Raw genomic sequence first — 23,285 nt, forward strand, 5'->3', positions numbered from 1 at the left:
GGAGGAGTCATATGTCGTATATGACGACCTTATTTCAAGTCGTTTTACTGTTTGGTGCGCTCGGCTATGGTGCATATTATATGACGAAAAAGACGCGCAAACAGCAGTTTTTTAAGCAAGGTGAAAACGGACACATTCAAGTGAAAGACGGCGTGTATTTAAATCATCAAACGAGCGCCTTTTTGTTTGAAGTGGACGGAAAGCAAGTGTTCACTGTTATTAGTAATAACGGTGTACAATCTGTGCAGTTAACAGGGACAGGAAATCAGTTTCAACAAGCGCTAGAAGACGCGGTGAAGAGTGAAACGAAAAAAGTAGAGGATCCATCATGAGAATAAAGAAACAGTTATCGTTATTTGCCGTTATTTTCGCATTTTCTATTATTTTTTCATTTGTTTTTGTAAATCCAGCGTATGCAGCCCCGAACGGCTTTATTAATTTCGAAAATGGAAAAGAGTTTACGAGTAATTCAAGTGTACAACTATTCGCGCTCGTTACCCTTCTATCATTATCTTCTTCTATCGTTCTTTTATTTACGCATTTTACTTATTTTATGATTGTTCTTGGGATTACTCGTCAAGGGCTTGGGGTTATGAATTTACCACCGAACCAAGTGCTTGTTGGACTCGCATTATTTTTATCGCTGTTTACAATGCAGCCAGTGCTTGGTCAATTAAAGAGTGATGTGTGGGACCCGATGACGAAAGAAAAAATAACAGTAAGTCAAGCTGCGGAGACGACAGCTCCGATTATGAAAGATTATATGTCGAAGCATACGTATAAGCATGATTTGAAAATGATGCTGAAAGTGCGTGGAGAAGAGTTGCCGAAAGATTTAAAGGATCTTTCACTGTTTACGCTTGTGCCATCCTTTACGTTAACGCAAATTCAAAAAGGTTTACTTACAGGGATGTTCATTTATTTAGCGTTTGTCTTTATTGATTTAATTATTAGTACACTTTTAATGTACCTTGGGATGATGATGGTACCGCCGATGATTTTAAGTTTACCATTTAAAATACTTGTTTTCGTATATTTAGGTGGATATACAAAAATCGTCGATATTATGTTTAAAACGGTCGCCTGAAGCGTTTGATGCTATGTGATAGGAGTCATATAAATGAATACGTCACCAATTATAGATATTTTCCAAACCTTTTTTTATAAAGGGGTTATGATTTTAATGCCGATTGCCGTTGTAAGTATGATTGTCGTTATTATTATCGCCGTTATTATGGCGATGATGCAAATTCAAGAGCAAACGCTGACGTTTTTACCGAAAATGGCGAGTATTGTGCTCGTTATTATCATTTTAGGTCCGTGGATGTTTCAAGAGTTAACGATGCTTATTTTAGATTTATTTGATAAAATCCCATCGCTATTGCGTTCGTACTAAGATAGGTGAACTGAAATGAATATGGAATTATGGGCGGCGACGTTTTTTGCGTTTTGTCGCATTACTTCATTTTTATATTTTCTACCGTTTTTCTCAGGCCGATCAATTCCGGCGATGGCAAAGGTTACATTTGGACTCGCTCTTTCGATTACAGTGGCAGATCAAGTGGATGTCTCTCACATAAAGACAGTTTGGGATGTAGCAGCTTATGCAGGAACGCAAATTGTAATTGGATTATCACTTTCAAAAATTGTAGAGATGCTGTGGAACATTCCGAAAATGGCAGGGCATATTTTAGACTTTGATATCGGTTTATCACAGGCGAGTTTATTTGATGTAAATGCAGGGTCACAGTCCACTTTGCTATCAACAATTTTTGATATATTTTTTCTTATTATTTTTATTTCACTTGGCGGCATTAACTATTTCGTTGCCACGATTTTAAAGTCGTTTCAATATACAGAGGCGATTTCAAAATTGTTGACGACTAGTTTTTTAGATAGTCTACTCGCAACGTTATTATTTGCAATTACATCAGCGGTTGAAATTGCTTTGCCACTTATGGGCAGTCTATTCATTATTAATTTCGTCCTTATTTTAATCGCAAAAAATGCACCGCAATTAAACGTTTTTATGAATGCGTACGTAATTAAAATAACGTGTGGTATTTTGTTTATTGCGATGAGTGTACCGATGCTCGGTTATGTGTTTAAAAATATGACAGACGTATTACTAGAAGAGTATACGAAACTATTTAACTTTTTCTTAACGAAGTAGGGGGACGCGCATGGCAAAGGATAATAAAACAGAAAAGGCCACCCCGCAGAAGCGTAAAAAATCGCGTGAAGAAGGGAATATCGCCCGGAGTAAAGATTTAAATAATTTATTTTCCATTCTTGTATTAGCAGTTGTCGTTTACTTTTTCGGAGATTGGCTCGGCTATGAGATTGCACATTCCGTAGCGGTACTGTTTGATCAAATTGGAAAAAATACAGATTCGACCGAGTATTTTTATTTAATGGGTATATTACTTCTGAAAGTATCGGCTCCTATATTAATACTTGTATATGCTTTTCATTTGTTCAATTATATGATTCAAGTTGGTTTCTTATTTTCTTCTAAAGTACTTAAGCCGAAAGCATCACGTATTAATCCGAAAAACTATTTTACGAGATTGTTTAGTCGTAAAAGTTTAGTAGATATTTTGAAATCACTATTTTATATGGGATTAATCGGTTACGTTTCGTACGTTCTCTTTAAAAAGAATTTAGAGAAAATCGTTAGTATGATTGGATTTAACTGGACAGCGTCACTTACTGAAATTATTAGCCAAATTAAATTTATCTTTCTAGCCATTTTAATTATTTTAATCATTCTTTCTATTATTGATTTCATATATCAAAAATGGGAGTACGAACAAGATATTAAGATGAAAAAAGAAGAAGTGAAAAGGGAGCATAAAGATAATGAAGGGGACCCGCAAGTAAAGGGGAAACGAAAAAACTTTATGCATGCCATCTTGCAAGGGACAATTGCGAAGAAGATGGATGGTGCAACGTTTATTGTGAACAACCCGACGCACATTTCAGTTGTGCTTCGTTACAATAAACAAGTTGATGCAGCGCCTATTGTCGTTGCAAAAGGGGAAGATGAGCTCGCATTATATATACGAACGCTTGCCCGTGAACAAGAAATACCAATGGTAGAGAACCGTCCGCTCGCTCGTTCTTTATATTATCAAGTCGAGGAAGATGAGACGATTCCAGAAGATTTATATGTAGCTGTAATTGAAGTTATGCGCTATTTAATTCAAACGAAAGAACTTGAAGTATAATAGCGCGTTTGGAGGGGATCTCTTTGTTTAAGATGGATTCTGCAAGAACCTATTTTTCTATCTTTTTAGCAGCGTCATTCGTTGTGGCGCTCTTAATTCCACTTCCACCATTTATACTTGATATCGTTATCGTTTTTCTACTAAGTATGTCAGTGCTTATTTATATGCGAGCTACAAGTATTAACGAGTGGGATGAATTAAAGTCATTTCCGACGATGTTGTTATTAATCGGGATTTTCCGCGTATCGATTAACGTTTCGACGACGCGAGCGATTTTAACAGACGGAAATGCGGGGCATGTTATTGAAGAGTTCGGCCAGTTCGTAATTGGCGGGAACTTATTAATTGGTATCGTTATTTTTATAGTATTAATCATATTCCAGTTTATCGTTGCAAACGGTGCGTCTCGTACAGCTGAAGTAGCAGCTCGCTTCACACTTGATTCTTTACCAGGGAAACAAATGTCTATCGATGCTGACTTGAATCAGCGTCTTATTACAGAAAAAGATGCACAGGTGAAACGAAAAAAATTAAATATGGAAACAGAGTTTTACGGAGCGATGGATGGTGCCGGAAAGTTCATTAAAGGGGACGTTATTTTCGGGATTGTCATTTTATTCGTAAACATTATTTTCGGCTTAATTGTTGGTATAATGCAGCAAGGAATGAGCTTTGCAGATGCGGCTATTCACTATACACAGTTAACTGTCGGTGACGGAATTGTAAACCAAATCGGTTCGTTAATGCTTGCGATTTCAACAGGTATTATCGTAACGCGTGTATTTGACGGTTCAGCAGATACAGTAACTGAAGGAATCTTTAAAGAGTTATTAGCGCATGAAGTTGTTGTATATGCACTCGGTGGTTTATTTATCGCAATGGGTGTTTTTACACCGCTACCATTTTTACCATTTGCTCTCGTTGGAGGCACGATTATTTTCTTAGGAATTCGCAATAAAAAGCGAATAAAGAAAGAGAAAGAAGACGAGCTTCAACAAGAATTAGAAATGATTCAAGGCGAGGATGAGCAATTACAGCAAGTGGAAGATTCATTCGGCGTCTTTACAGATAAATATCCGATTATTGTAGAGCTCGGTTTAGATTTAGCGGCACTTGTAAAGCAGAAAATTAACGGGGAAACAGCTCGTGATAAAGTTGTTCTAATGAGGAAATCAATTATTACCGACCTTGGTATTAACGTTCCGGGAATTAACTTTAAAGATAATACGAGTTTTAGACCGCGCGGACGTTACATTATTCGTATTAAAGGTGCGAAAGCTGCTGAAGGTGTTTTAAAATCAGGTTATTTACTAGCACTGAAAACACCGAACGTAATGGCTGATTTAGATGCAGAACCAGCGAAAGATCCAATTTTTGGTGAAGATGGATATTGGATTTTGGAGCATATGGTACAAGATGCACAAATGAAAGGGTATCAAGTGTTAGAGCCGCTTAGCATATTAATTACGCATTTAGATGTAGTCGTTAGACGTAACCTTCATGAGTTAATTCAGCGTCAACATGTGAAAGACTTGATTCACTCGCTTGAAAATGATAATGGCGTTTTATTAGAAGAGATTAAGAAGAAAGAAATTGATTTATCACTCGTTCAAAATGTTATTAAACAACTGCTGAAAGAAGGAATTTCAATCCGTGATTTACCAACGATTATTGAAGGTATTATTGACGGGAAAGAAATTTATCAAAACCATGTTGATGGTGTCACTGCATTTGTACGTGAATGTATTTCAAAAGTTATTTGTGAGAGTGCGAAAAATCCTGATGGGAAAATTTATGCAGCACTTTTCGCTGATTCGCTTGAGTTAGATGCAGATGTTGTTAATAATTCATACCAAGGTTATTTATTAAACTGGGATTTAGATTTAGAAACGCGTGTAGTAGAACAAGTACAGCGCGTTTTCAAACAAGCTCGTTTAATGGGGCGAGAGCCAGTATTATTAACGCGTAGAAAAGATTTCAGGTTTGCGATTGTGAGACTTCTTGAACGTTATCAAATAGAAGCTAAAGTATTATGTATTAGTGAATTGGCACCAGAAATTGTTGTAGATCAAATTGCTTATATTGAATAGTAGGAGGTGAAGTAATGGAAAGTACAGAAAAAAAAGAAGCGTTAATGCGAATAAAAGCAGCTTCGAAAAATGAATTGTATCGAAAATTATTTGACCAATATGGTACAGATTATTACTACGTTGTCGATGAAAGTGTAAAACGAAACATCCCGTTTTTTTGGAAGAAAAATTATGAAATGTTAGTCGCTTTTCCTGAAGATAAACAGGAAGAAAGTAACGAAGGCGTAACTCAATTTCATGAACAATTAATGGATGTTGTAAATGAACCTTCAGAAGAAATTGTGAAGGCAAATGGAATTCAATCGGTACTGCACAATTTAGAAAACGTAACGACTTCTATGTCGTACGCAGCGATGCAAACAGGAAATAGTGAAGAATGGGCAAGAAAAAAAGAGAAACTATTACAACTGTTTGAAAAAGGGATTGTCGTTGTGAAACATACAGAAGAGACGAAAGTAGCTAAAAAACAGCCTGCTGTGAAACAAGCTATTCCTGTAAAAAAAGAAGAAGTAGTTATAAAAAAAGAAAACCAGGAATCTGTACCATTTATTATTCAAAAAGTAATTCGGATGTTAGAACAAAACGATGTGGAACAATATTTCATTCATGCATATGCTGAAAAATTAAAAGTGAAGTTTGAGAATGCGACGATGATTACAGAAGAAGAAGTCATCGGATACATATTGGAAGATATGAGATCTCATTTCAATACTGAAAACGTATTTGAAAAAGAGGTACAAACAATTGCATTAATCGGTCCAACTGGCGTTGGAAAAACGACGACACTTGCGAAAATGGCGTGGCAGTTTCACGGTAAGAAAAAAACGGTTGGTTTTATTACAACAGACCACTCTCGCATCGGAACGGTACAGCAACTGCAAGATTACGTGAAAACAATTGGATCAGAAGTAATCGCTGTGCGGGATGAAGCCGCAATGGCACGGGCGCTTACTTATTTTAAAGAAGAAGCGCGCGTCGATTATATTTTAATAGATACAGCCGGAAAAAATTATCGTACGTCAGAAACGGTTGAAGAAATGATTGAGACGATGGGGCAAGTAGAGCCAGATTATATTTGTTTAACGTTATCAGCTTCTATGAAAAGTAAAGACATGATTGAAATCATTACGAACTTTAAAGATATTCATATTGATGGTATCGTGTTTACGAAATTTGATGAAACAGCAAGTAGTGGTGAATTGTTGAAAATTCCAGCAGTATCATCAGCTCCAATTGTATTAATGACAGACGGACAAGACGTGAAGCAACATATACATATCGCTACAGCTGAACATTTAGCAAAACAAATGTTACAAACATCGTAAGAAAAGAGGTGAAGAATAAGGCGCTTGCCTTATTCAAATGAGTATGAACGGTCTTTATATAGGTTCTATGGGTATGATGAATTACATGCAGCATATTAATGTTCATTCGAATAACGTCGCAAATGCCCAAACGACAGGATTTAAAGCAGAAAACATGACGTCTAAAGTATTTGATGTGCAAGACACATATCGCCGTGGAGACGGATCGGCGACAAATATCGGCTCGGTCGATTACGCTGTCGTACCAGCTGCGACGCATGTGAACTTAGTACAAGGAAATGTACAAATGACAAATAGTGCTACAGATTTCTTTTTAGACGACGGTGCGGCTGGCACATCATCATTTTTCGTTACATCTAAAAATGATGAAACATTTTTAACGAGAGACGGTAGTTTTACATTAAATAGTGATCGTTATTTACAAACAGCATCTGGTGCTTTCGTAATGGGTGAGAATAATGAACGTATTCGTATTCCAGAAGGAGCAAAGATAGCTGTACAAGCAGACGGTACATTATACGATGAAGTAACACAAAATAATATTGGCCGCTTGCAAACGAAAACAGTAGATGCAGAAACGAATGCTCGCCTTGTGCAACGAGAAAATAAAAGTTTTACACTAGCAGAAGGTAACCTCGCTGATTTACCGAACGGAACAGGAATAGTAAAAAATCATATGCTAGAAAATTCAAATGTGGATATGACGAAAGAGATGGCAGATCTTATGTCGAGTCAAAAAATGATTCAAGCATCGCAACGTATTATGACTTCGTTTGATAAAATTTATGAAAAAGAAGCAAATGAAATATTGAGATAAAGGACTCCCATTAGCGGGAGTCTTTTTTGTTATTGCATTTATTTCAGTAACATCATAAAATGATAATGATTATCAATATCATTTTATCCTTTTTCATAAGAATGGAATTTCAAAATGATAGCAACATTGCTTAACTAGGTAAATTAAAAATAAGGGGATGGTGTGTATGTCTACAAAGAAACAACTTTGCATTGGATTATGTTTAATTTCTAGAAAGAAAGAAGATTGTATATTTGATTCGGGAATTGATGAGCAAGTAGAGTTAGCGAAGCAAGCAGAAAAATCGAAGTTAGATTTTGTTTTTAAAGCGGATTATTTAGTGGCACATCCAGATTTAATTGCACGTAATAAGGGGAATGTAATTTTAGATCCAACATTACTTTTTACTGCAATTGCTTATGCGACAGAAAAGATTGGAGTGGTTACGACCGCTTCAACATCATTTTATCCACCATATATACTAGCGAGGCAACTACAATCTTTAAATTGGATTAGTAACGGCCGAGTAGGTTGGAACATTGTCACATCAATTGATGGTGCTGAAAACTTCGGTGAGACAGGGATGCCACCATCTGAGGAACGATACGCGAAAGCGGCAGAATGTACAGAGTTAGTAAGAAAACTTTGGAGGAGTCATCCTTATGAAGTTTTGAAAGAAGACAACGCAGATGTAATTAGAGAGATGGTACAGCCAATTGAGCATCGTGGTGAGCATTTTGAGGTGAAAGGTCCACTTAATATCCCGCAACATATTTCTGGGGAAATGCCTTTATTTCAAGCAGGTGCTTCAGAGTCAGGCCGGAATTTCGCTGCTTCTGTTGCGGATGCGATTTTTGCCGCAATGCCAGATGTAGAATCAGGAATCGAACTTCGCCAAGATTTAAGAAGAAGAGCAGAAAAGCATGGCCGAAAGCAAGATGATATACGTGTATTGCCTGGTTTATATTTCTTTATTGGTGATTCATATGAAGAAGCACTAGAAATGCACAGGCAAGCTCATCAACATCTCACAAAAGAGAAGAGATACGCTTTACTCGAAATGGTTCTCGGATTAGATGTTAGAGGGATGCCATTAGAAAGTAAGGTTACTGAACATATGCTACCAAGTAGAAATCAAGCTGTACGTAGTAAAACACATGCCGAATTATTACGGAATTTCATCATAAAAAATGAACCAACTGTTGAGCAAATACTAGAACGACCAGAAGTTGTTGGTTCTGCTCATTGGGTCGCTATAGGCACACCACAAGATGTTTGCAAGCAAATTATGGAAAGATTTGAAGCAGGGGCACTAGATGGATTTATTGCAATTCCAGGCGGTCCTCCAAAATCATTGGATTTATTCTTTAGTGAAGTCATTCCTTTATTCGTGAGAGCAGGTGTATTTCGAGAAGAGTATACAGGTTCAACCTTACGTGAGCATTTGGAGGGTAATATATTAAATGCTCTACAGTTGAAATAATTCATTATGCACAAAAAGCCTTTCAAAAGAAGGCTTTTTATTTCGAATAAAAATTCGGAATTGTCAGTTGACTTATAGAGGCTTCTTTTTTATATTAGTAGGTATAGTAATAACTACTAATGGAAAGTGAAATCGTAGTTTTGAAATTAGAGCTATATAAATTGTGAGGGGTTACCGATGGATGAAATAATAAAGGAGTTACAAAAGTTAGGTTTTTCCCAGTACGAATGTAAAGCGTATATTGGACTATTAAAACATTATCCAGTAACAGGTTATGAAGTGAGTAAACAAACAGGCGTACCTCGTTCGATGATTTATGAAGTACTTGGCAAGTTGATGGATAAAGGAGCGGTGCATATCGTTCCTTCTGAACCAGTGAAATATGTACCAGTGCCAGCTACGGAATTAATGGATCGAATGCGAAAAGATTTTGAAAAGTCCTTTGAATTTCTAGACCGAAAATTAAATTGTTTAGAACAAGAGCGACAAATTGATGTAATTTCGCATATTCGCTCAAATGATCGTGTTTTGAAAGAAATATGCAATATAATTAATAGAGCAAAAGAAGAGTTATGGATTTCTGTATGGGAGGATCAAGTGCACGAGATTGAGCCATTCATTCATCAAAAGGAAGCGGAAGGCGTACATATTTTTTCGATTTTATTTGGTGCTCCAGAAACAAAAATAGGAGCGACATTTCACCATAATTATATGACACCTCACGTCGTTGAAAAGAGAATGGGTGGTCATTTAACTGTTATCGCGCGTGATGGGGAAGAAGTATTAATTGCTAACTTTTCAAATGATAGCACTTCATGGGCCGTTACAACGTACGATCCAGCTTTAGTTCTCGTCGCTACAGAATATGTTCGGCACGACATTATGGTGGAAGAGATTACGAAGGAGTTTGGAGCTGATAAATTAGATACATTATGGCGTGAAAACATAGATTTAGTTCATGTCGTAACAGGAAAACGTACTATAGAAGAAATGGAGGGAGATAATGGTGAATAAAGCTCAAGCACATATGACACTGCAGAGCGATGATTCATTTCAGCAAGGTGTAAAGGATTGTTTACCAACTGTATTTGGATATTTGAGCATCGGTATAGCGGCTGGTGTTATTGCGAAAACAGCAGGTTTCTCGATCATAGAAATTGCTTTTATGTCCACATTAATTTACGCAGGTTCTGCTCAGTTTATATTAGCAGGTATGTATGCAGCGGGTGCCCCAGCCTCGGCAATTATTTTTACTGTGTTCTTTGTTAATTTACGTCACTTATTAATGAGTGCTGCACTCGCACCTTACTTTACCAAGATACCTCTTTTTAAAAATTTAATAATTGGTTCGCAAATTACAGATGAAACTTTCGGCGTTGCAGTGCAACAAGCAGCACAAAAAGGCCATTTAGGCGAGAAATGGATGATGGGACTTAATGTAACAGCATATTTAAATTGGATTTTAGCTACAGTTCTCGGAGGGCTTTTTGGAGAGTGGATACCAGATCCTCATACGTACGGAATGGATTATGCGTTACCAGCGATGTTTATCGGATTATTTGTACTTCAGCTAATAAGTAGTAAACCGAAACTAGCCATTCATCTAAGTGTTGCAATTGTAGCGATTATTATCGCATACGTTTCACACTTATTTATGCCAGATAGTATAGCAGTTATTATCGCAACACTTTTAGCTGCGACAATCGGGGTGGTGATTGAAAAATGGAAGTAAGATTGGACGTATTATTTCTTTTACTAGCAGCCGGAGCTGTCACACTCGTACCACGTATTTTACCTCTTCTCGTATTTAGTAAACTACAAATTCCAGACTGGGGTTTAAAATGGTTAAATTACATACCAATTGCGATATTAGCAGCACTTTTAGCACAAGTATTATTTATGCATGAGACAGTGCAGTGGGATTATATCATTGCGGCAATCCCGACATTCTTCGTAGCGATATATACTCGTAGTTTATTAGGAACAGTATTAACAGGAGTCATTGTAATTATTTTGTTACGTTTATTTTTCTAAAAAGGATTCAGCTCATATAATAGCGAAAGGTGTAATAACATGAAATATATAGGGGTGGTGTTATGATACTTTTAACGATAGGCGCTATTTTATTAACGGTATTCATTTTCTTTATTATCGGTTTTATTACGTTTATGATGGTGGTTGATAAGGCGACACCTCAAATTTACTACACACCTTGTGAATCAGTAACAGTGAAATCTAAAGGTAAAAATAGAAGGAAGAAAAGTTGATGTTGGGCTTTTCTTCCTTTTATTTTTACATTCCTGAAAGAACTAACAACAATAATCCAAATAGAAAACTAATAGAAGAAAGGAAACCGATAGATATGGAAAAAATACGATTGTTCTTCCATTCGCGTGCGAAAACAATAAAGCCTAAAACGCAAAGGAAAAACCAAATAGGTAGAAAAATAAATCGACTAACTTTCTCAGGTAGTAAGGAATAAAAATTTGTTAAATATAATATCCAATTCGTAAAAAATAGAGCACATACGATGAATGATTGTAAGTATGGTCAGTTTAGAAAATTTCCTTTTTTAACCGTCATAAAAATGAGAGCTAATGCTGAAATGAAGGGAATTATTAGGAATATGAGCAATAGTAATGTTAGTTGCATATGGAACTCCTTTATCATATTGTTTGCGTAAGAAACGAATCTATTAGGTTGTATGCTTGCTTTGTAGAGTGTTCGTTATATTTTTCAGTGTACGGATTTAAAAATCCATGTTCACCGTGTAGTTGATTTATTTCTAATAAAGGATTATTTTGTTGCTGCAATGTTTGGATTAAAGAGGATACTGAAAAACTAGCTTCTTGTTCAGGAAAAATAAGTAGTGTAGCACATGTAGGTTTAATGTGAACATAGTCACGTATACGGGAACCGTAACATCCAATGATAAAATCTATTCTAGGATTGTTATTACATAGCCATGAGATGGTAGCTCCAACGCTAAAGCCAATAAGTCCAATATGTGTGTAACTATTGGAAAGGCAAGTAATGAATTCTTCAATTTGCTCTTTTCCATTATCAAATCCAATGTGGTTCATAAAATGTTGATATGCTTTTTCCTCATCACTATAATGAAATACATTTTGTAATTGTAGAAGGTTAGGACAAAATACATCTATATGAGATGTAGTGAAGTGGTCTATAACATGATGCATATGATCATTCACACCGTATATTTCATGAACAACAACGAGAGCTAGTTTTTTCTTCATAGTTACAATGTACCTCTATGAAACTTATATTCTTTCTCAACAAGGCAGATGCGCAGGTGGAAATTTTCATACCATTGCTCACGGCCTCTTTTTTTCGCTTCTTTATGTAAGGCGTTCCTTTTCCAATTTTCAATTGCTTCAAGTGACTCCCAATAAGAAATTGTAATTCCGAGTCCCGAATTATCACGTGCACTTTCGACACCTAAAAATCCAGGTTGCTGTTTCGCAAGGTCTTCCATTTTTTCAGCAACGGTACTATAGTCTGTTGTATCATTGGATAGATTTGAAGTGAATATAACTGCATAATAATGATTCGTTTTTTGTGGAGCATTTCCCATGTAATTTCCCCCTTTAATAATTATTTTAGCACGTAATAAAAAGAAGCATGGGGCTTCTTTTCTTTTTAGGCTGTAAATTTTAATCCAGCATACTTGCGCTTTCTTCTTTTGAATATTACGTTCCCTCATTATTACTTGTATAATTTGGTCAATTGTAAGTAGTTTTTTGAAATCGGACAATGGCACTTCTTTCCGTAATATAGAACATCATAAATGAGAGAAAAGGTATGAAGTTTCTATTTTATATTCGGAATTTAACGATTAATAAATCTAAAAATCTCTATATAAAAATGTATAAATTAGTAATTTATCACATATTTTGTTAACAAATAGCGGGATTTATATTAGAATAATACATATAAAGTATATTAGAATAATATACTAAAAAACTGTAATTAAGGAGGTAAACTCTTTGCACAATAGGATGAAAGGAAATAGAAAAATATTAAATACATTTGCAGTTGTTATGAGTTTATTTTTACTATTATCGCAGTTACAGTTTTTGAGTCCAATTGATGAGGTAAAGGCAGAAATCACAGAGGAAGAAGGTTTTGATACGCCAACTTATCAATCTATTCATAAAGGTGATATGTATTCTACCGGTAATGCGAATTTAGGTATTAAAGCCACTGAAGCTCAGAAGAAAACGGCATTGTATTCGGATATAACATATATTTATGGGACAACACCGAATGGTTATACACGGGAACTAATTGATGTGGATGATGACCCAACGACTACAAATTCATCTAAGGCATATATTCCTGTTCCGGAGGATGCTGAAATTGAGTGGGCTGGATTATATTGGAGTTCAACACGTTACGAATTAACACAACAGCAGTATGTAGCACCAGTTAAGTTGACCACTCCTGTAGGGAAGAGCTTTCAAGTATCACCAAGTAATACGTATTACGGAGGTGGCTTACTTTATGGTTTCGGTATTGATGGTACTTATTTTTCTAACTATGCAGATGTTACAGAGCTTTTAAATTCTTCTAATTCAAAAGGAGGAAGCTATACTGTAGCAAATATACCTTATCCGAATACAAAGCTTGCATATAATTCTGGATACTATTCTTTTGCTGGATGGTACATGTTAGTTATCACAAAGGATAAGTCAAAAACAAGAAAAGCGTTTACTGTGTATGATGGTGGATTAAAAAGAGCAACTGGTTCTGGTGAAAAAGAATTCACAGTGAAAAATTTTGTCGCTTCAAAAGCTGGGGATCTAGATCCGAAAGTTTCTGTTTTCGCTGTTCAAGGAGATAGATATTGGCAAGGTGATAAACTGTTTGTGCATACAGATAATGCATGGAAAGAAGTTACGGATAAATTAAATCCAACTGGTAATATATTCAATTCGACTATTTCTGAATATGAGGAGCATATGCGAGATAAGTATCCAGGTACTTTTGCTCCAGATTATAAAAATAATTTAGGAATTGATGCAGATTTAATTAGGCTACCAGCAGGATATATTAAACCAGAACAAAAAGAAATACGATTAAAAGCTGCTACATCTGGTGATGATTATGTATTAAATACACTAGCTTTTGCAGTAAATGCAACAGCGCCAGAGCTTGTCATTAATAAGGAAGTATTAAATCCGAAAGAAAAGTATGAATCCGATGATGAGGTTATATATCGTTTACATGTAAAAAATGTTGAGCCGAATTCAACTTCAATTGATACAAAAATTGAAGATGTTTTAGACCGTCGTTTACAGTTTATACCTGGATCAGTGAAGATTATTTCTGGCCCGAACGTGGGGGATCAAACAGAGTTAGTGATGGATGATCAAGTTGATTATGATGTAAAGACAAGAAAATTAACAATAAGAATTGGTGAAGGTGCTAATGCCACAAAAGGCGGAATTTATACTGATAAAACGCCTGAAACAATTGTTGAATTTAAAGCGAAATTAAAGGGAGAAAAAATAGAAAGTGAAATTCCTAATACCGCTGTTGTTCAAGGGATTGATGAGTTAACAGGGAGTCGTATTGAAGCGAATGATTCTAATAAAGTAATCGTGAAAGTCAAACCAGAACGAAACCGTGATATAGAGCAGAAAGGCAAATTGGCAGTAGAAAAATTAGCTAGAGATATAAATGGTGGAACTCTTAAAGTAGGAGAGAAACTAGAGTATACTGTTAAAGCTAAAAATACTGTGCAAAATTCTACCTTACAATCTGTGAAAATTACAGATAAACTTCCTGAAGGTGTAGAATATGTTCCGAATACGATCAAGATAGACGAAAAGGAACAAACGGATGTAGAAGATGATGATCAGGCACATATAAAGGATGGAACGATATTTGCTCATCTCGGTGACCTTAAAGGTGAAGAAGAGAAGGTTATTACGTTTGAAGTAGTTATAAAACAGGAAATGGCAAATAAGAAAATAAAAAATATAGCAGTTGTTGAATCTATTAGTGTACCAGATCAAGAGAAGCCAGAAGTCGAAACATTGGTTGATCGGTTGTATGGACAACTAGAATCAAAGAAAGAAGTAACTGGTGGGGTAGATGGAAAAGTAAACGTAGATGATGAACTTGAATATAAAATTAAACTTCAAAATAAAGTTAAAAATGGACTCATAAAAGATGTTCGCATTGTTGATAAGCTTCCTAGCGGAGTGGAGTATATAGCAGGTAGTTTGAAAATGAACGGTAATTCATTGACTGATGATGTGGATGAAGATGCAGGATCATATGAGGACAATACAGTTAAAGTAAACTTTGGTGATGTACTTGATACAGAAGAACGAATTGTAACTTTCCAGGTGAAAGTTACAAAGGAATCGCTAAAAACAAAAGAAATAGAAAATATAGCGATTGTGGAAGGGAAAACACCAGATGGTGAAGATTTACCACCAGAAAAGCCAACTGTAAAAACGAAAGTGGAAGCGGAGGAACCAAAGGTTATAAAGACAGTTTCTGATGCAGATGAAACAGAGGTAGAAAAGGCAACATTGCAAAGTGAGAATGAAGAGTTTACATGGCATGTAAACTATAATTTTGGAAATGGCGTAGCAAATGTTGAAAAAATAGTATTACAAGATGATTTAGAAGATATTTTAAAAGTAGTACAAGTAAGACTTGTAAATGTAAATGGTGAAGAGATACAAGTTATACCAGAAGTCGATGAGCAGTCGAAAAAGGTGAAAATTGAACTACCGAAGCGAGATGGCAGTTACGAATATCTTATGAATCAATCGTATACGATGCATATTAAATCAAAGCTAGATATGAGTATGGGTGTGGATATTTTAGAAACTTATACTGCAAAGGGTGGTATACGAAATAAAGCGGAGTTACTATTTGATCAAAAGAAAATTGTATCGAATGAAGCATTAATCATACCACCATCTTTTGGGAAAATTGAGATTCAGAAAGTAGATGCGAAGGATGAAAATCTCAAATTAGAAGGTGCAGTATTTCAAGTGATAAATCAAGCTGGAACTGTAGTGTCTGAATTAACAACGAATAAAGATGGTATAGCGATTTCTAATGCGTTATTAGTAGGGAAATATACGCTGAAAGAAGTACAAGCACCAAACGGATACATGCTTTTGAAAGAGCCAATTGAAATTAATGTAACGGAAGAAACAACTGCACAGAAAATAAAGATAGAAAATCATAAAAATGAATGGATTATCCCCGAAACGGGTGGTATAGGAACAATTATTTTTTATGTAATTGGTGGAATATTGATGTTCATTACATCTTTCTTCTTCTTTAGAAAAAGAAAGATTATGAAATAGATTAGTAGTTTGCAAAAATGGTATACACAATAGGGGAGTGGAATTTGATGAAAAAGATTTTTAGCACATTTTTAATATGTATTTTAGCTTTTTCGACATTAATGAATATGACGGTTAGTGCTGAATCAAAAAATACAGGTACTTTAACGATTCATAAGTATGAGCAAGGTAAGGATGCGAAGCCTGGTGTAGAGGGCAATGGCAAAGAAGGACAAAGTGTTCCAGAGGGGGCAAAGCCTTTAAAAGATGTAACATTTGAAATTAAACGTATTGCATCATTTGAACAAACTTCTGATGGGAAAATAGTAAAAGAAAATATTAATAAAATAACGGATAGCGTTATTACAAAAGTGACAGACGCAAATGGAATGGCAGTCTTTAATAATCTTCCATTAGGACGTTATGAAGTAAAAGCTGTTAAAGGTCCAGACCATATTGAATTAGATAAGAGTACTTTTATTGTTGATATTCCAATGACAAGTGCAGATGGTAAAGATTTAAACTACGATGTTCATATTTATCCAAAGAATGAAACGAAACGTGGTTCAGTAGAATTAATAAAAAAAGGTGAAGGGGACAGTGTGTTACCAGGTGCGGAATTCCATTTATTCAAAAAAAATGAAGATGGCACAAACACACAAGTAAAAACACCACTTCCACTAGTAACAGGATTAGAGGGTAAAATTAGTGTAGATTCTTTAGAGTATGGAAACTATTATTTTATAGAGGAAAAGGCTCCAAAAGGTTATTTAACAAGTAAAGAAGAATATCCTTTTGCTATTAAAGAAACTGGTAAACTAGTTAAGTTGGAAAAAGATGTAAAGAACTATAAAGAGCCTACAATTGAAAAAACGATTAACGACAGTTCAAAGAACGCGGGAATAAATCGTGAAACAGAGTATACGTATGATATTAAAACATTGCTTCCTGAGGATATTCAAACGTATCAAAATTATGTTGTAACCGATGCTTTAGATGATCGTTTAGAGGTTGTTGGAACACCGATTGTAATGATTGATGGTAAAAAAGTTGATGAGAGTATTGTAAATGTAATTGTTGCTGGACAAAAGGTTATTGCTTCAGTGGAAGATTTTTCGAAAGTAACAGGGAAAGAATTACACTTGCAAATTACTGCAAAAATTAAAGGTGATGTTCAATATGGAGTGGAAATTCCGAACAAAGCAGTACTTGATTTTGTAAACAAAGATGATGTTTCATCAGAAAAAGATGGAAAACCATCAAACGAAGTAGTGGTTACACCAACAATGGGAAATATAAAAATCGAAAAAATTGATGGTAAGAATAAGTCTCTGAAATTAGAAGGTGCAAGATTCGAATTACGAGATAAAAAGGGAAATATTGTAGTAGTAAACAAAAAGAAAATGGATGATATCACTGATGCAGATGGTATTATTACATGGAATGAAATCCCGTACGGTGAATACCAAATTGTTGAAACAGAAGCACCAAAGTATATAGATGAAGATGGCGCAGTAGAGCAATATCAAAAATTAAGAGATCCGATTGAGATTAAGATTGATGAAAAACATCAAAAAATAGAGCTACAAGTAGAGAACAATAAAAGCGGCTGGATTATCCCACAAACAGGTGGTATAGGAACAGTTTTATTCACAGTAGTTGGTTTGTTATTAATGGTGACAGCGGCGTTTATTTTCTTTAGAAAGAAACCTGTGAAGAATTCTTAATTAATATTTTTATAATAATTGAGTTTGGAAAAGAGGAAAGGCATATTGCTTTCCTCTTTTCCACATTTTATCCGTAGCGAAAGAGGCTGTTATGAAAAAAAATATTATTTTTGGAAGTATATTTTTGCTAGGTTTAAGTATATTTTTATATCCGATTGCAAGTAATTGGTTTGCAACGAGAACGCACTATTCGGAAGTAAGTACGTACGATGAAGCAGTAAGTAATTTACAAAAAGAAGAAATTGAACGTAAGGAGAAAGAAGCACGGGAATATAATGAAAAAGTTCAAAGTACGATGCAAACATTTTCGGACCCATTTCATGAAAATAGTAATGAGAACAAAAGTTCGCATATAGATATGTTAAATATCGGTGATGTTATGGGATATGTAGAAATTCCAAAAATTGATGTGAATCTTCCTATTTATCAAGGGACGACTGAAGACGTACTAACCCGCGGAGTTGGACAACTGAACGAATCTTCATTACCAGTAGGGGGAGAAAATACGCATACAGTTTTAACGGGGCATCGTGGTTTACCTTCAGCACTAATGTTTACTCATTTAGATAAAGTTGAAAAGGACGATATATTTTATATTCATTCATTAGATAAAGTACTTGCCTATCAGGTAGATCAAATAAAAGTTGTATTACCAAATGAAACAGGAGATTTATTAGTTGTACAAAGAGAAGATTATGCAACATTAATTACATGTACCCCTTATGGAGTGAACACGCACAGGTTACTAGTGAGAGGACACCGGGTTCCATATGATGCTGGGGCAAAAGAAATGATTACAAAACCTTTCATTTTAGAAGATTGGATGATCGTTTTTCCTATTGTTATTATTTGTATCGTCCTTCTAATGATTTATTTAAAAAAAGGAAAATAGTATGTATTGAGTGGTGAGTGTGTGAGAAGGGGATTTATAAGTTTATTATTGTTCCTCGTAGGGCTTTCATTATTTATATACCCAACGGTTGCTAATTATATAAACAATTATGTATATAAAACAAGAGTAATAAGTTATGAGAAAATGGTTGCTAATTTAAAAGTAGAAGATGTTAATGAGAAATTTCGTAGGATGGAAGCATATAATAGCTTATTAGGTAGAACTACTTTTAAAATGAATGATCCATTTGTTCATGATATAAAAGTAAATAACAAACAGTTAGATTTTATAAATAAAGATGAAGTATTTGGTACAATTACAATTCCGAAAATAGATGAAGAGTTACCATTATACTTAGGAGCAAGTCAAGATAACTTGAGTAAAGGAGTCGGACAAATTGAAGGGACTTCTTTACCAATCGGTGGACAAGATACGCACGCTGTATTAGCAGGACATCGTGGATATCACGGCGCAACGATGTTTCGCCACCTGGATCGATTAGCTGATGGCGACACATTTTATGTCAGTGTACTAGGGAAACAACTTGTTTATAAAGTAATTGGGCGTGAGATAATTAATCCAAATCAAGTTGATAAATTGAGTGTAATAAAAGGACAAGATAGAGTTACATTACTTACATGTGAACCATATACATCTAGTAAATATCGATTGTTAGTATATGGAGAGCGAGTAGAAACAGACCAAAATGAAATTGAACGACAAAACAAAAGTATAGTAGAAGTTAGGAGTCATGAAACAAGAGATTTATTTGAGAAACTGGCTTTTGGCATAGTAGGTCTAATTGTAATTTGTATTGGGCTGTATGGTTTACTAAAAAGGAAAAACTAGTGATGAAATATATAATAAAAGAAAATGCCACTTCAAAAAAAAGAAGTGGCATTTTTTATATTTCCTCTAAGCTATTAACTGGAACAGTTAATTCGCGTTTTGGATTTGTTACTTCATATATGCGGGCGGTTTCGTTGCTTTCATCGACGTGTTGAATCATAACAGGCATGCCTTGAAAACTGACATTGGCTTCTTCAGATGACTCGGAAAGCTCTTTTGCGCGTTGTATATTCATTTATATTCCTCCCATCATTATTATCTTTGCAAAAAAGGAGGAATAATATACCATTTCGAGACATTTTTAAAGTTTTTGTATTATTTGTAATGTTTCTTTAATAAAAGAAGAAAAGATGGAATCCGGGTAGGATTGTATCTTTTGAGCGGCTTCTGTAGCTTCCTCCAGAGCCCTTTTTTTATCGTTAAGTTTTACATAACAAAGGGCACGATATGCACCTGCTGTTGTAAGCCACGCTTGATCAAGTGGATGGTTCATATAATCCGGCATGATACCACGTTGCAATGCTTGTAAAGCTTCCTCGTAACGTTTCAATCCGTATAAAGCTTTTCCTTTTTCAAGATAATACAATCCGTCGTCTTGAAAAAGTGGCTCACCTTTTAGTTTCTCTCGAAATTGTTCTAGATGTTTTAATGCGATTGTATATTCATTAGTAATCGTGTTGTAGTAGTAAGCTTTTAAAATATCAATAATCGCAATGGATAGAGTATCTTCTGTAAAAATGGCAAATTGCTCAGATTTTTTTATGTAATATAAATATTGTTCTTTATCAGCTGTAATGACTTTTTGGTAAGATAAAATCCGATAAAATTCGTCTGTTTTAAAATATACTTGATGCTTTTTTGAAAACTCGAGTGCCTCTAATATTGTTTTTTCACATGTTTCATAATCGCCGCATGCTAGTAAAATGATGGCTTCATATAAACATAACTCGATATGTATAATGAGATCCATTTCTAAATGTTTCTCCTCATAATCATTTCTAATACTAGCTATAAGTTGTAAACATTCACCATACTTTTTACGTGTGAATATCGTAAAGGATAATTTTAATTTTGTTTCCGTACTGTCCCGGTATAACGTATATTTTTCAAAAATAGAAGTAGCCTTTTCAACGTAATATTCAATGTTGTAATCTTTCATAATCGCCGCAGCTGTTACAAATTGTTTATATAAACGAGCGGTATTTAAAGTAGAAGGTAGCTCTTTTTGAACGATAGGTAGTAAAGTCTCATATACTTCATCACATTTATTTGCCTTTATTAGTTGTTCCATTTGTTGAATGATTTCTACAATTTCTACATCATCTTCTTCTAGTAAAAAACTCGTTTCGCATCCAAGTTTTTCAGCGATGTATTGTAATGTTTTCATGGAAGGTGTAGCTTTTCCATTTTCAATTTGACTTAACATACTTTTTGTCAGTTCTGAACCTGCTAATTCAGTTTGAGTAAGCTTTTTTTCTTTTCGTAACGTTTTAATTTTCTCGCCGAGAGTAGCCATATAATTGCTCCTTTATAACTGAAAAGTTAAATATAATTAAACTTTTTGTTGTAAAAATTGGAAAGGTGATTATATAATAAGTTTAACACAGTTTAACTTTTAAGGGGAGAGTGTCATAATGGGGGATGTAAGTATAGTTCCAAATGATTGGAAAATGAAGATTGCAACGAGAAATATTATTTTAATGATGATTGGAAAAATGACGTCCTTGTTAGGGGCGGGTATTTATACGTTTGCAATGGGATTATACGTATTAAAGACAACTGGTTCAGGAATGGGGTTTGCAACTACTCTTATTTGCGGATCAATACCAAGAATGATCTGTGGCCCAATTGCAGGTGCTGTAGCTGACCGTGTGAACCGAAGATGGCTTGTAATTGGCACTGATTTATTAAGTAGCTTAACAATGCTTATCATGTTTATTCTTGCTACTATATTTGGACCATCACTTCTGTTTATTTATGTATCAGCGGCATTATTATCAATTTGTGCAAGTTTTTATTCTGTTTCATTAACTTCGTCTATTCCTAATTTAGTAGATGAGGAGCGTATTCAAAAAGCGAGTGCTTTAAATCAGACGGCATCATCTTTATCGAATATTTTAGCGCCGATTATTGGAGGAGTTGTATTTGGTTTCTTTTCAATCAAAACATTTTTCCTGTTAAATAGTATTACATTCTTTTTAGCAGTTATTGTACAATTATTCATCGTATTTGATTTATATAAAAAAGAATTGGCCGAAAGTAAAGAGCATTTCTTGACGAGTATAAAAGAAGGTTTTTCATATGTGAAACGACAGCATGAAATATATGGTTTAATGAAAATTGCAGTAGGGGTAAACTTTTTTGCGAGTGCACTTTTCGTTTCGCTTCCATATATTATTATTAAAAATTTGCATTTATCCTCGAAGCAACTCGGTGTTGTAGAGGGAATGTTAGCAGTCGGGATGCTAATTGGTGCAATTGTTTTATCAGTACGTAAAGAAGTGAATAATCCGTTTCGCTCTGTTTATATTGGACTGTTTTTATTTGCGGGCTTGAGTTTATGCACAGTCTTTCCGTTGTTAGTTATCATTCCGAAAGTAGCAAGTTTTATTTACTATATCACTTTTATGATTTTAACTGGTATATCAATGATGGTTGTAAATATCCCGATGCAAGTACATATGCAAAAGACGACAGATCCAAACTATTTAGGACGTGTATTCGGTCTACTTGAAACAATTTCTACTGCAATCGCACCGCTTGGAATGATTGTATATGGATTATTATTAGATATGTTGCCAACTAGCATTGTTATGATGACATTAGGTGGAGGATTATTGTTAGTTGTATTAGTTGGAGTAAAGCAGCATATGGCGAAAAAACAAGTGGATGTATCGGTTTAAAAGAAAATTTCAACAATATAAAAATGACCATATTAGTATTTTAGTTTTTGAAACTATTTTTCATGTATGTTACAGTAAAGTAAGCAGGCAAAGAAAAGGAGAAAACATCATGAGAAAATTAAGTTTTGTAATGCTTTTTCTGTTAGTCGTAATGGCTGGATGTAGTAATTATGACACGTATATTGAAACAGGTATGCAATCATTGAAAAATGAAAAATATAGTGATGCGATTATGTGGTTTGAAAAAGCGGAAAAAGAGAAATCAGGGAATGAAGCAAAGGCATATAAAGAAGTCGCTCAGTTACTAGATCGTGGTGCGACAGCATTAAAAGACGGTAAGTATTTAGAAACGAAAGATATTGCAAATGAAGTGTTACAAAAGAAAAAAGATGATGCACTTGAAAAAGCTGTGACATCAAATGCAGAGAATATGCTTCAAAAAGCAAAAGATGTGGAAGAGAAAGTAAATGAAAGAGTAGCGAAACGAAAAAAGGTAAATGAAGAAGGAATCGATAAATTAATTAAAGCTGTTGATAGTATAGATGATGTAAAAGAAAAAGAGAAAAAAGTTTCAGAAGCATTAGATAAGGCTGAAGAGGCACAAGCGAAAATTGAGGATAAGAAAAACAAATAGAGTTATAGTTTAAAAGGCT

23 protein-coding genes and 1 pseudogene are annotated in these 23,285 nt (G+C 34.8%); 19 read left to right on the plus strand and 5 right to left on the minus strand.

Features of this window, described 5'->3' with window-relative positions; translation table 11 throughout:
* Positions 1-11 precede the first annotated feature (11 nt).
* From MR155_RS08140 to MR155_RS08200, 13 genes are all read left to right on the plus strand, one after another.
* The gene (locus MR155_RS08140; RefSeq protein ID WP_000121176.1) at positions 12-332 is read left to right on the plus strand and encodes a hypothetical protein; all 321 of its coding nucleotides are present in this window, start codon (positions 12-14) and stop codon (positions 330-332) included.
* Positions 329-1,087: a flagellar type III secretion system pore protein FliP gene (locus MR155_RS08145; RefSeq protein ID WP_002126633.1), complete on the plus strand. Its 759-nt coding sequence runs from the start codon at positions 329-331 to the stop codon at positions 1,085-1,087. The genes MR155_RS08140 and MR155_RS08145 overlap by 4 nt, the downstream gene beginning before the upstream one ends.
* 33 nt (positions 1,088-1,120) lie before the next feature.
* A complete protein-coding gene (locus tag MR155_RS08150; RefSeq protein WP_002011993.1) occupies positions 1,121-1,396 on the plus strand; it encodes a flagellar biosynthetic protein FliQ in 276 nt (91 codons plus the stop codon).
* Positions 1,397-1,411: 15 nt separating this feature from the next.
* Entirely contained in the window at positions 1,412-2,173 is a 762-nt protein-coding gene (locus MR155_RS08155; RefSeq protein WP_001055697.1) for a flagellar biosynthetic protein FliR, read from the plus strand.
* A gap of 10 nt (positions 2,174-2,183) precedes the next feature.
* Complete coding sequence (gene flhB / locus MR155_RS08160; protein ID WP_002064663.1) at positions 2,184-3,230, plus strand: flagellar type III secretion system protein FlhB; 1,047 nt, start codon at positions 2,184-2,186, stop codon at positions 3,228-3,230.
* A 23-nt stretch (positions 3,231-3,253) separates the two neighbouring features.
* Positions 3,254-5,320 (plus strand): flagellar biosynthesis protein FlhA, encoded by a 2,067-nt coding sequence (gene flhA / locus MR155_RS08165; RefSeq protein ID WP_242309175.1) that lies wholly within the window; start codon positions 3,254-3,256, stop codon positions 5,318-5,320.
* A 14-nt stretch (positions 5,321-5,334) separates the two neighbouring features.
* A complete protein-coding gene (gene flhF, locus MR155_RS08170) occupies positions 5,335-6,645 on the plus strand; it encodes a flagellar biosynthesis GTPase FlhF (protein ID WP_242309177.1) in 1,311 nt (436 codons plus the stop codon).
* Positions 6,646-6,688: 43 nt separating this feature from the next.
* Positions 6,689-7,462, plus strand: a complete 774-nt coding sequence (locus tag MR155_RS08175) for a flagellar basal-body rod protein FlgG (RefSeq protein ID WP_033716436.1) — start codon at positions 6,689-6,691, stop codon at positions 7,460-7,462.
* Between the two features lie 166 nt (positions 7,463-7,628).
* Positions 7,629-8,924 (plus strand): NtaA/DmoA family FMN-dependent monooxygenase, encoded by a 1,296-nt coding sequence (locus MR155_RS08180; RefSeq protein WP_242309179.1) that lies wholly within the window; start codon positions 7,629-7,631, stop codon positions 8,922-8,924.
* Positions 8,925-9,101: 177 nt separating this feature from the next.
* The gene (locus MR155_RS08185) at positions 9,102-9,938 is read left to right on the plus strand and encodes a TrmB family transcriptional regulator (RefSeq protein ID WP_002168713.1); all 837 of its coding nucleotides are present in this window, start codon (positions 9,102-9,104) and stop codon (positions 9,936-9,938) included.
* Positions 9,928-10,656 (plus strand): AzlC family ABC transporter permease, encoded by a 729-nt coding sequence (locus MR155_RS08190; RefSeq protein WP_002126646.1) that lies wholly within the window; start codon positions 9,928-9,930, stop codon positions 10,654-10,656. The genes MR155_RS08185 and MR155_RS08190 overlap by 11 nt, the downstream gene beginning before the upstream one ends.
* Positions 10,647-10,958 (plus strand): AzlD domain-containing protein, encoded by a 312-nt coding sequence (locus MR155_RS08195; protein ID WP_002086437.1) that lies wholly within the window; start codon positions 10,647-10,649, stop codon positions 10,956-10,958. The genes MR155_RS08190 and MR155_RS08195 overlap by 10 nt, the downstream gene beginning before the upstream one ends.
* Positions 10,959-11,020: 62 nt before the next feature.
* Positions 11,021-11,191 (plus strand): DUF3951 domain-containing protein, encoded by a 171-nt coding sequence (locus MR155_RS08200; protein WP_002135439.1) that lies wholly within the window; start codon positions 11,021-11,023, stop codon positions 11,189-11,191.
* Between the two features lie 25 nt (positions 11,192-11,216).
* Here MR155_RS08200 and MR155_RS08205 read toward each other — a convergent pair.
* The 3 genes and pseudogenes from MR155_RS08205 to MR155_RS08215 all read right to left on the minus strand — a co-directional run bounded on the left by MR155_RS08205 (position 11,217) and on the right by MR155_RS08215 (position 12,519).
* Positions 11,217-11,576 (minus strand): annotated as a pseudogene (locus MR155_RS08205) (hypothetical protein).
* A 14-nt stretch (positions 11,577-11,590) separates the two neighbouring features.
* Positions 11,591-12,181 (minus strand): dienelactone hydrolase family protein, encoded by a 591-nt coding sequence (locus tag MR155_RS08210; protein WP_242309181.1) that lies wholly within the window; start codon positions 12,179-12,181, stop codon positions 11,591-11,593.
* A gap of 2 nt (positions 12,182-12,183) precedes the next feature.
* Complete coding sequence (locus tag MR155_RS08215; protein ID WP_242309183.1) at positions 12,184-12,519, minus strand: antibiotic biosynthesis monooxygenase family protein; 336 nt, start codon at positions 12,517-12,519, stop codon at positions 12,184-12,186.
* 424 nt (positions 12,520-12,943) lie between these two features.
* Here MR155_RS08215 and MR155_RS08220 point away from each other — a divergent pair, with 424 nt between their 5' ends.
* From MR155_RS08220 to MR155_RS08235, 4 genes are all read left to right on the plus strand, one after another.
* Positions 12,944-16,282: an isopeptide-forming domain-containing fimbrial protein gene (locus tag MR155_RS08220; RefSeq protein WP_242309278.1), complete on the plus strand. Its 3,339-nt coding sequence runs from the start codon at positions 12,944-12,946 to the stop codon at positions 16,280-16,282.
* 47 nt (positions 16,283-16,329) lie between these two features.
* Positions 16,330-17,988 carry a SpaA isopeptide-forming pilin-related protein gene (locus tag MR155_RS08225; protein ID WP_242309185.1) on the plus strand — a complete coding sequence of 553 codons (1,659 nt, stop codon included), beginning with the start codon at positions 16,330-16,332 and terminating at the stop codon, positions 17,986-17,988.
* Between the two features lie 91 nt (positions 17,989-18,079).
* Positions 18,080-18,880, plus strand: coding sequence for a class C sortase (locus tag MR155_RS08230; protein ID WP_242309187.1), 801 nt, complete (start codon positions 18,080-18,082; stop codon positions 18,878-18,880).
* Positions 18,881-18,901: 21 nt separating this feature from the next.
* A complete protein-coding gene (locus tag MR155_RS08235; protein WP_078204412.1) occupies positions 18,902-19,729 on the plus strand; it encodes a class C sortase in 828 nt (275 codons plus the stop codon).
* Between the two features lie 55 nt (positions 19,730-19,784).
* Here the strand turns inward: MR155_RS08235 and MR155_RS08240 are convergent, their stop codons facing one another.
* Together MR155_RS08240 and MR155_RS08245 are read right to left on the minus strand one after the other, a co-directional pair.
* Positions 19,785-19,964, minus strand: a complete 180-nt coding sequence (locus MR155_RS08240; RefSeq protein ID WP_001025736.1) for an H-type small acid-soluble spore protein — start codon at positions 19,962-19,964, stop codon at positions 19,785-19,787.
* A gap of 66 nt (positions 19,965-20,030) precedes the next feature.
* On the minus strand, positions 20,031-21,245 hold the full coding sequence (locus MR155_RS08245) for a helix-turn-helix domain-containing protein (protein WP_219301931.1): 1,215 nt from the start codon (positions 21,243-21,245) through the stop codon (positions 20,031-20,033).
* A 118-nt stretch (positions 21,246-21,363) separates the two neighbouring features.
* Between MR155_RS08245 and MR155_RS08250 the strand changes: the two genes are divergently transcribed.
* Both MR155_RS08250 and MR155_RS08255 read left to right on the plus strand, forming a co-directional pair.
* Positions 21,364-22,632 (plus strand): MFS transporter, encoded by a 1,269-nt coding sequence (locus MR155_RS08250; protein WP_242246545.1) that lies wholly within the window; start codon positions 21,364-21,366, stop codon positions 22,630-22,632.
* A 109-nt stretch (positions 22,633-22,741) separates the two neighbouring features.
* Positions 22,742-23,266, plus strand: a complete 525-nt coding sequence (locus MR155_RS08255; protein WP_061688915.1) for an outer membrane protein assembly factor BamD — start codon at positions 22,742-22,744, stop codon at positions 23,264-23,266.
* The last annotated feature ends 19 nt before the right edge of the window (positions 23,267-23,285 follow it).

This window comes from Bacillus cereus group sp. BfR-BA-01331 (assembly GCF_022663915.1).
Taxonomy (GTDB): domain Bacteria; phylum Bacillota; class Bacilli; order Bacillales; family Bacillaceae_G; genus Bacillus_A; species Bacillus_A mycoides.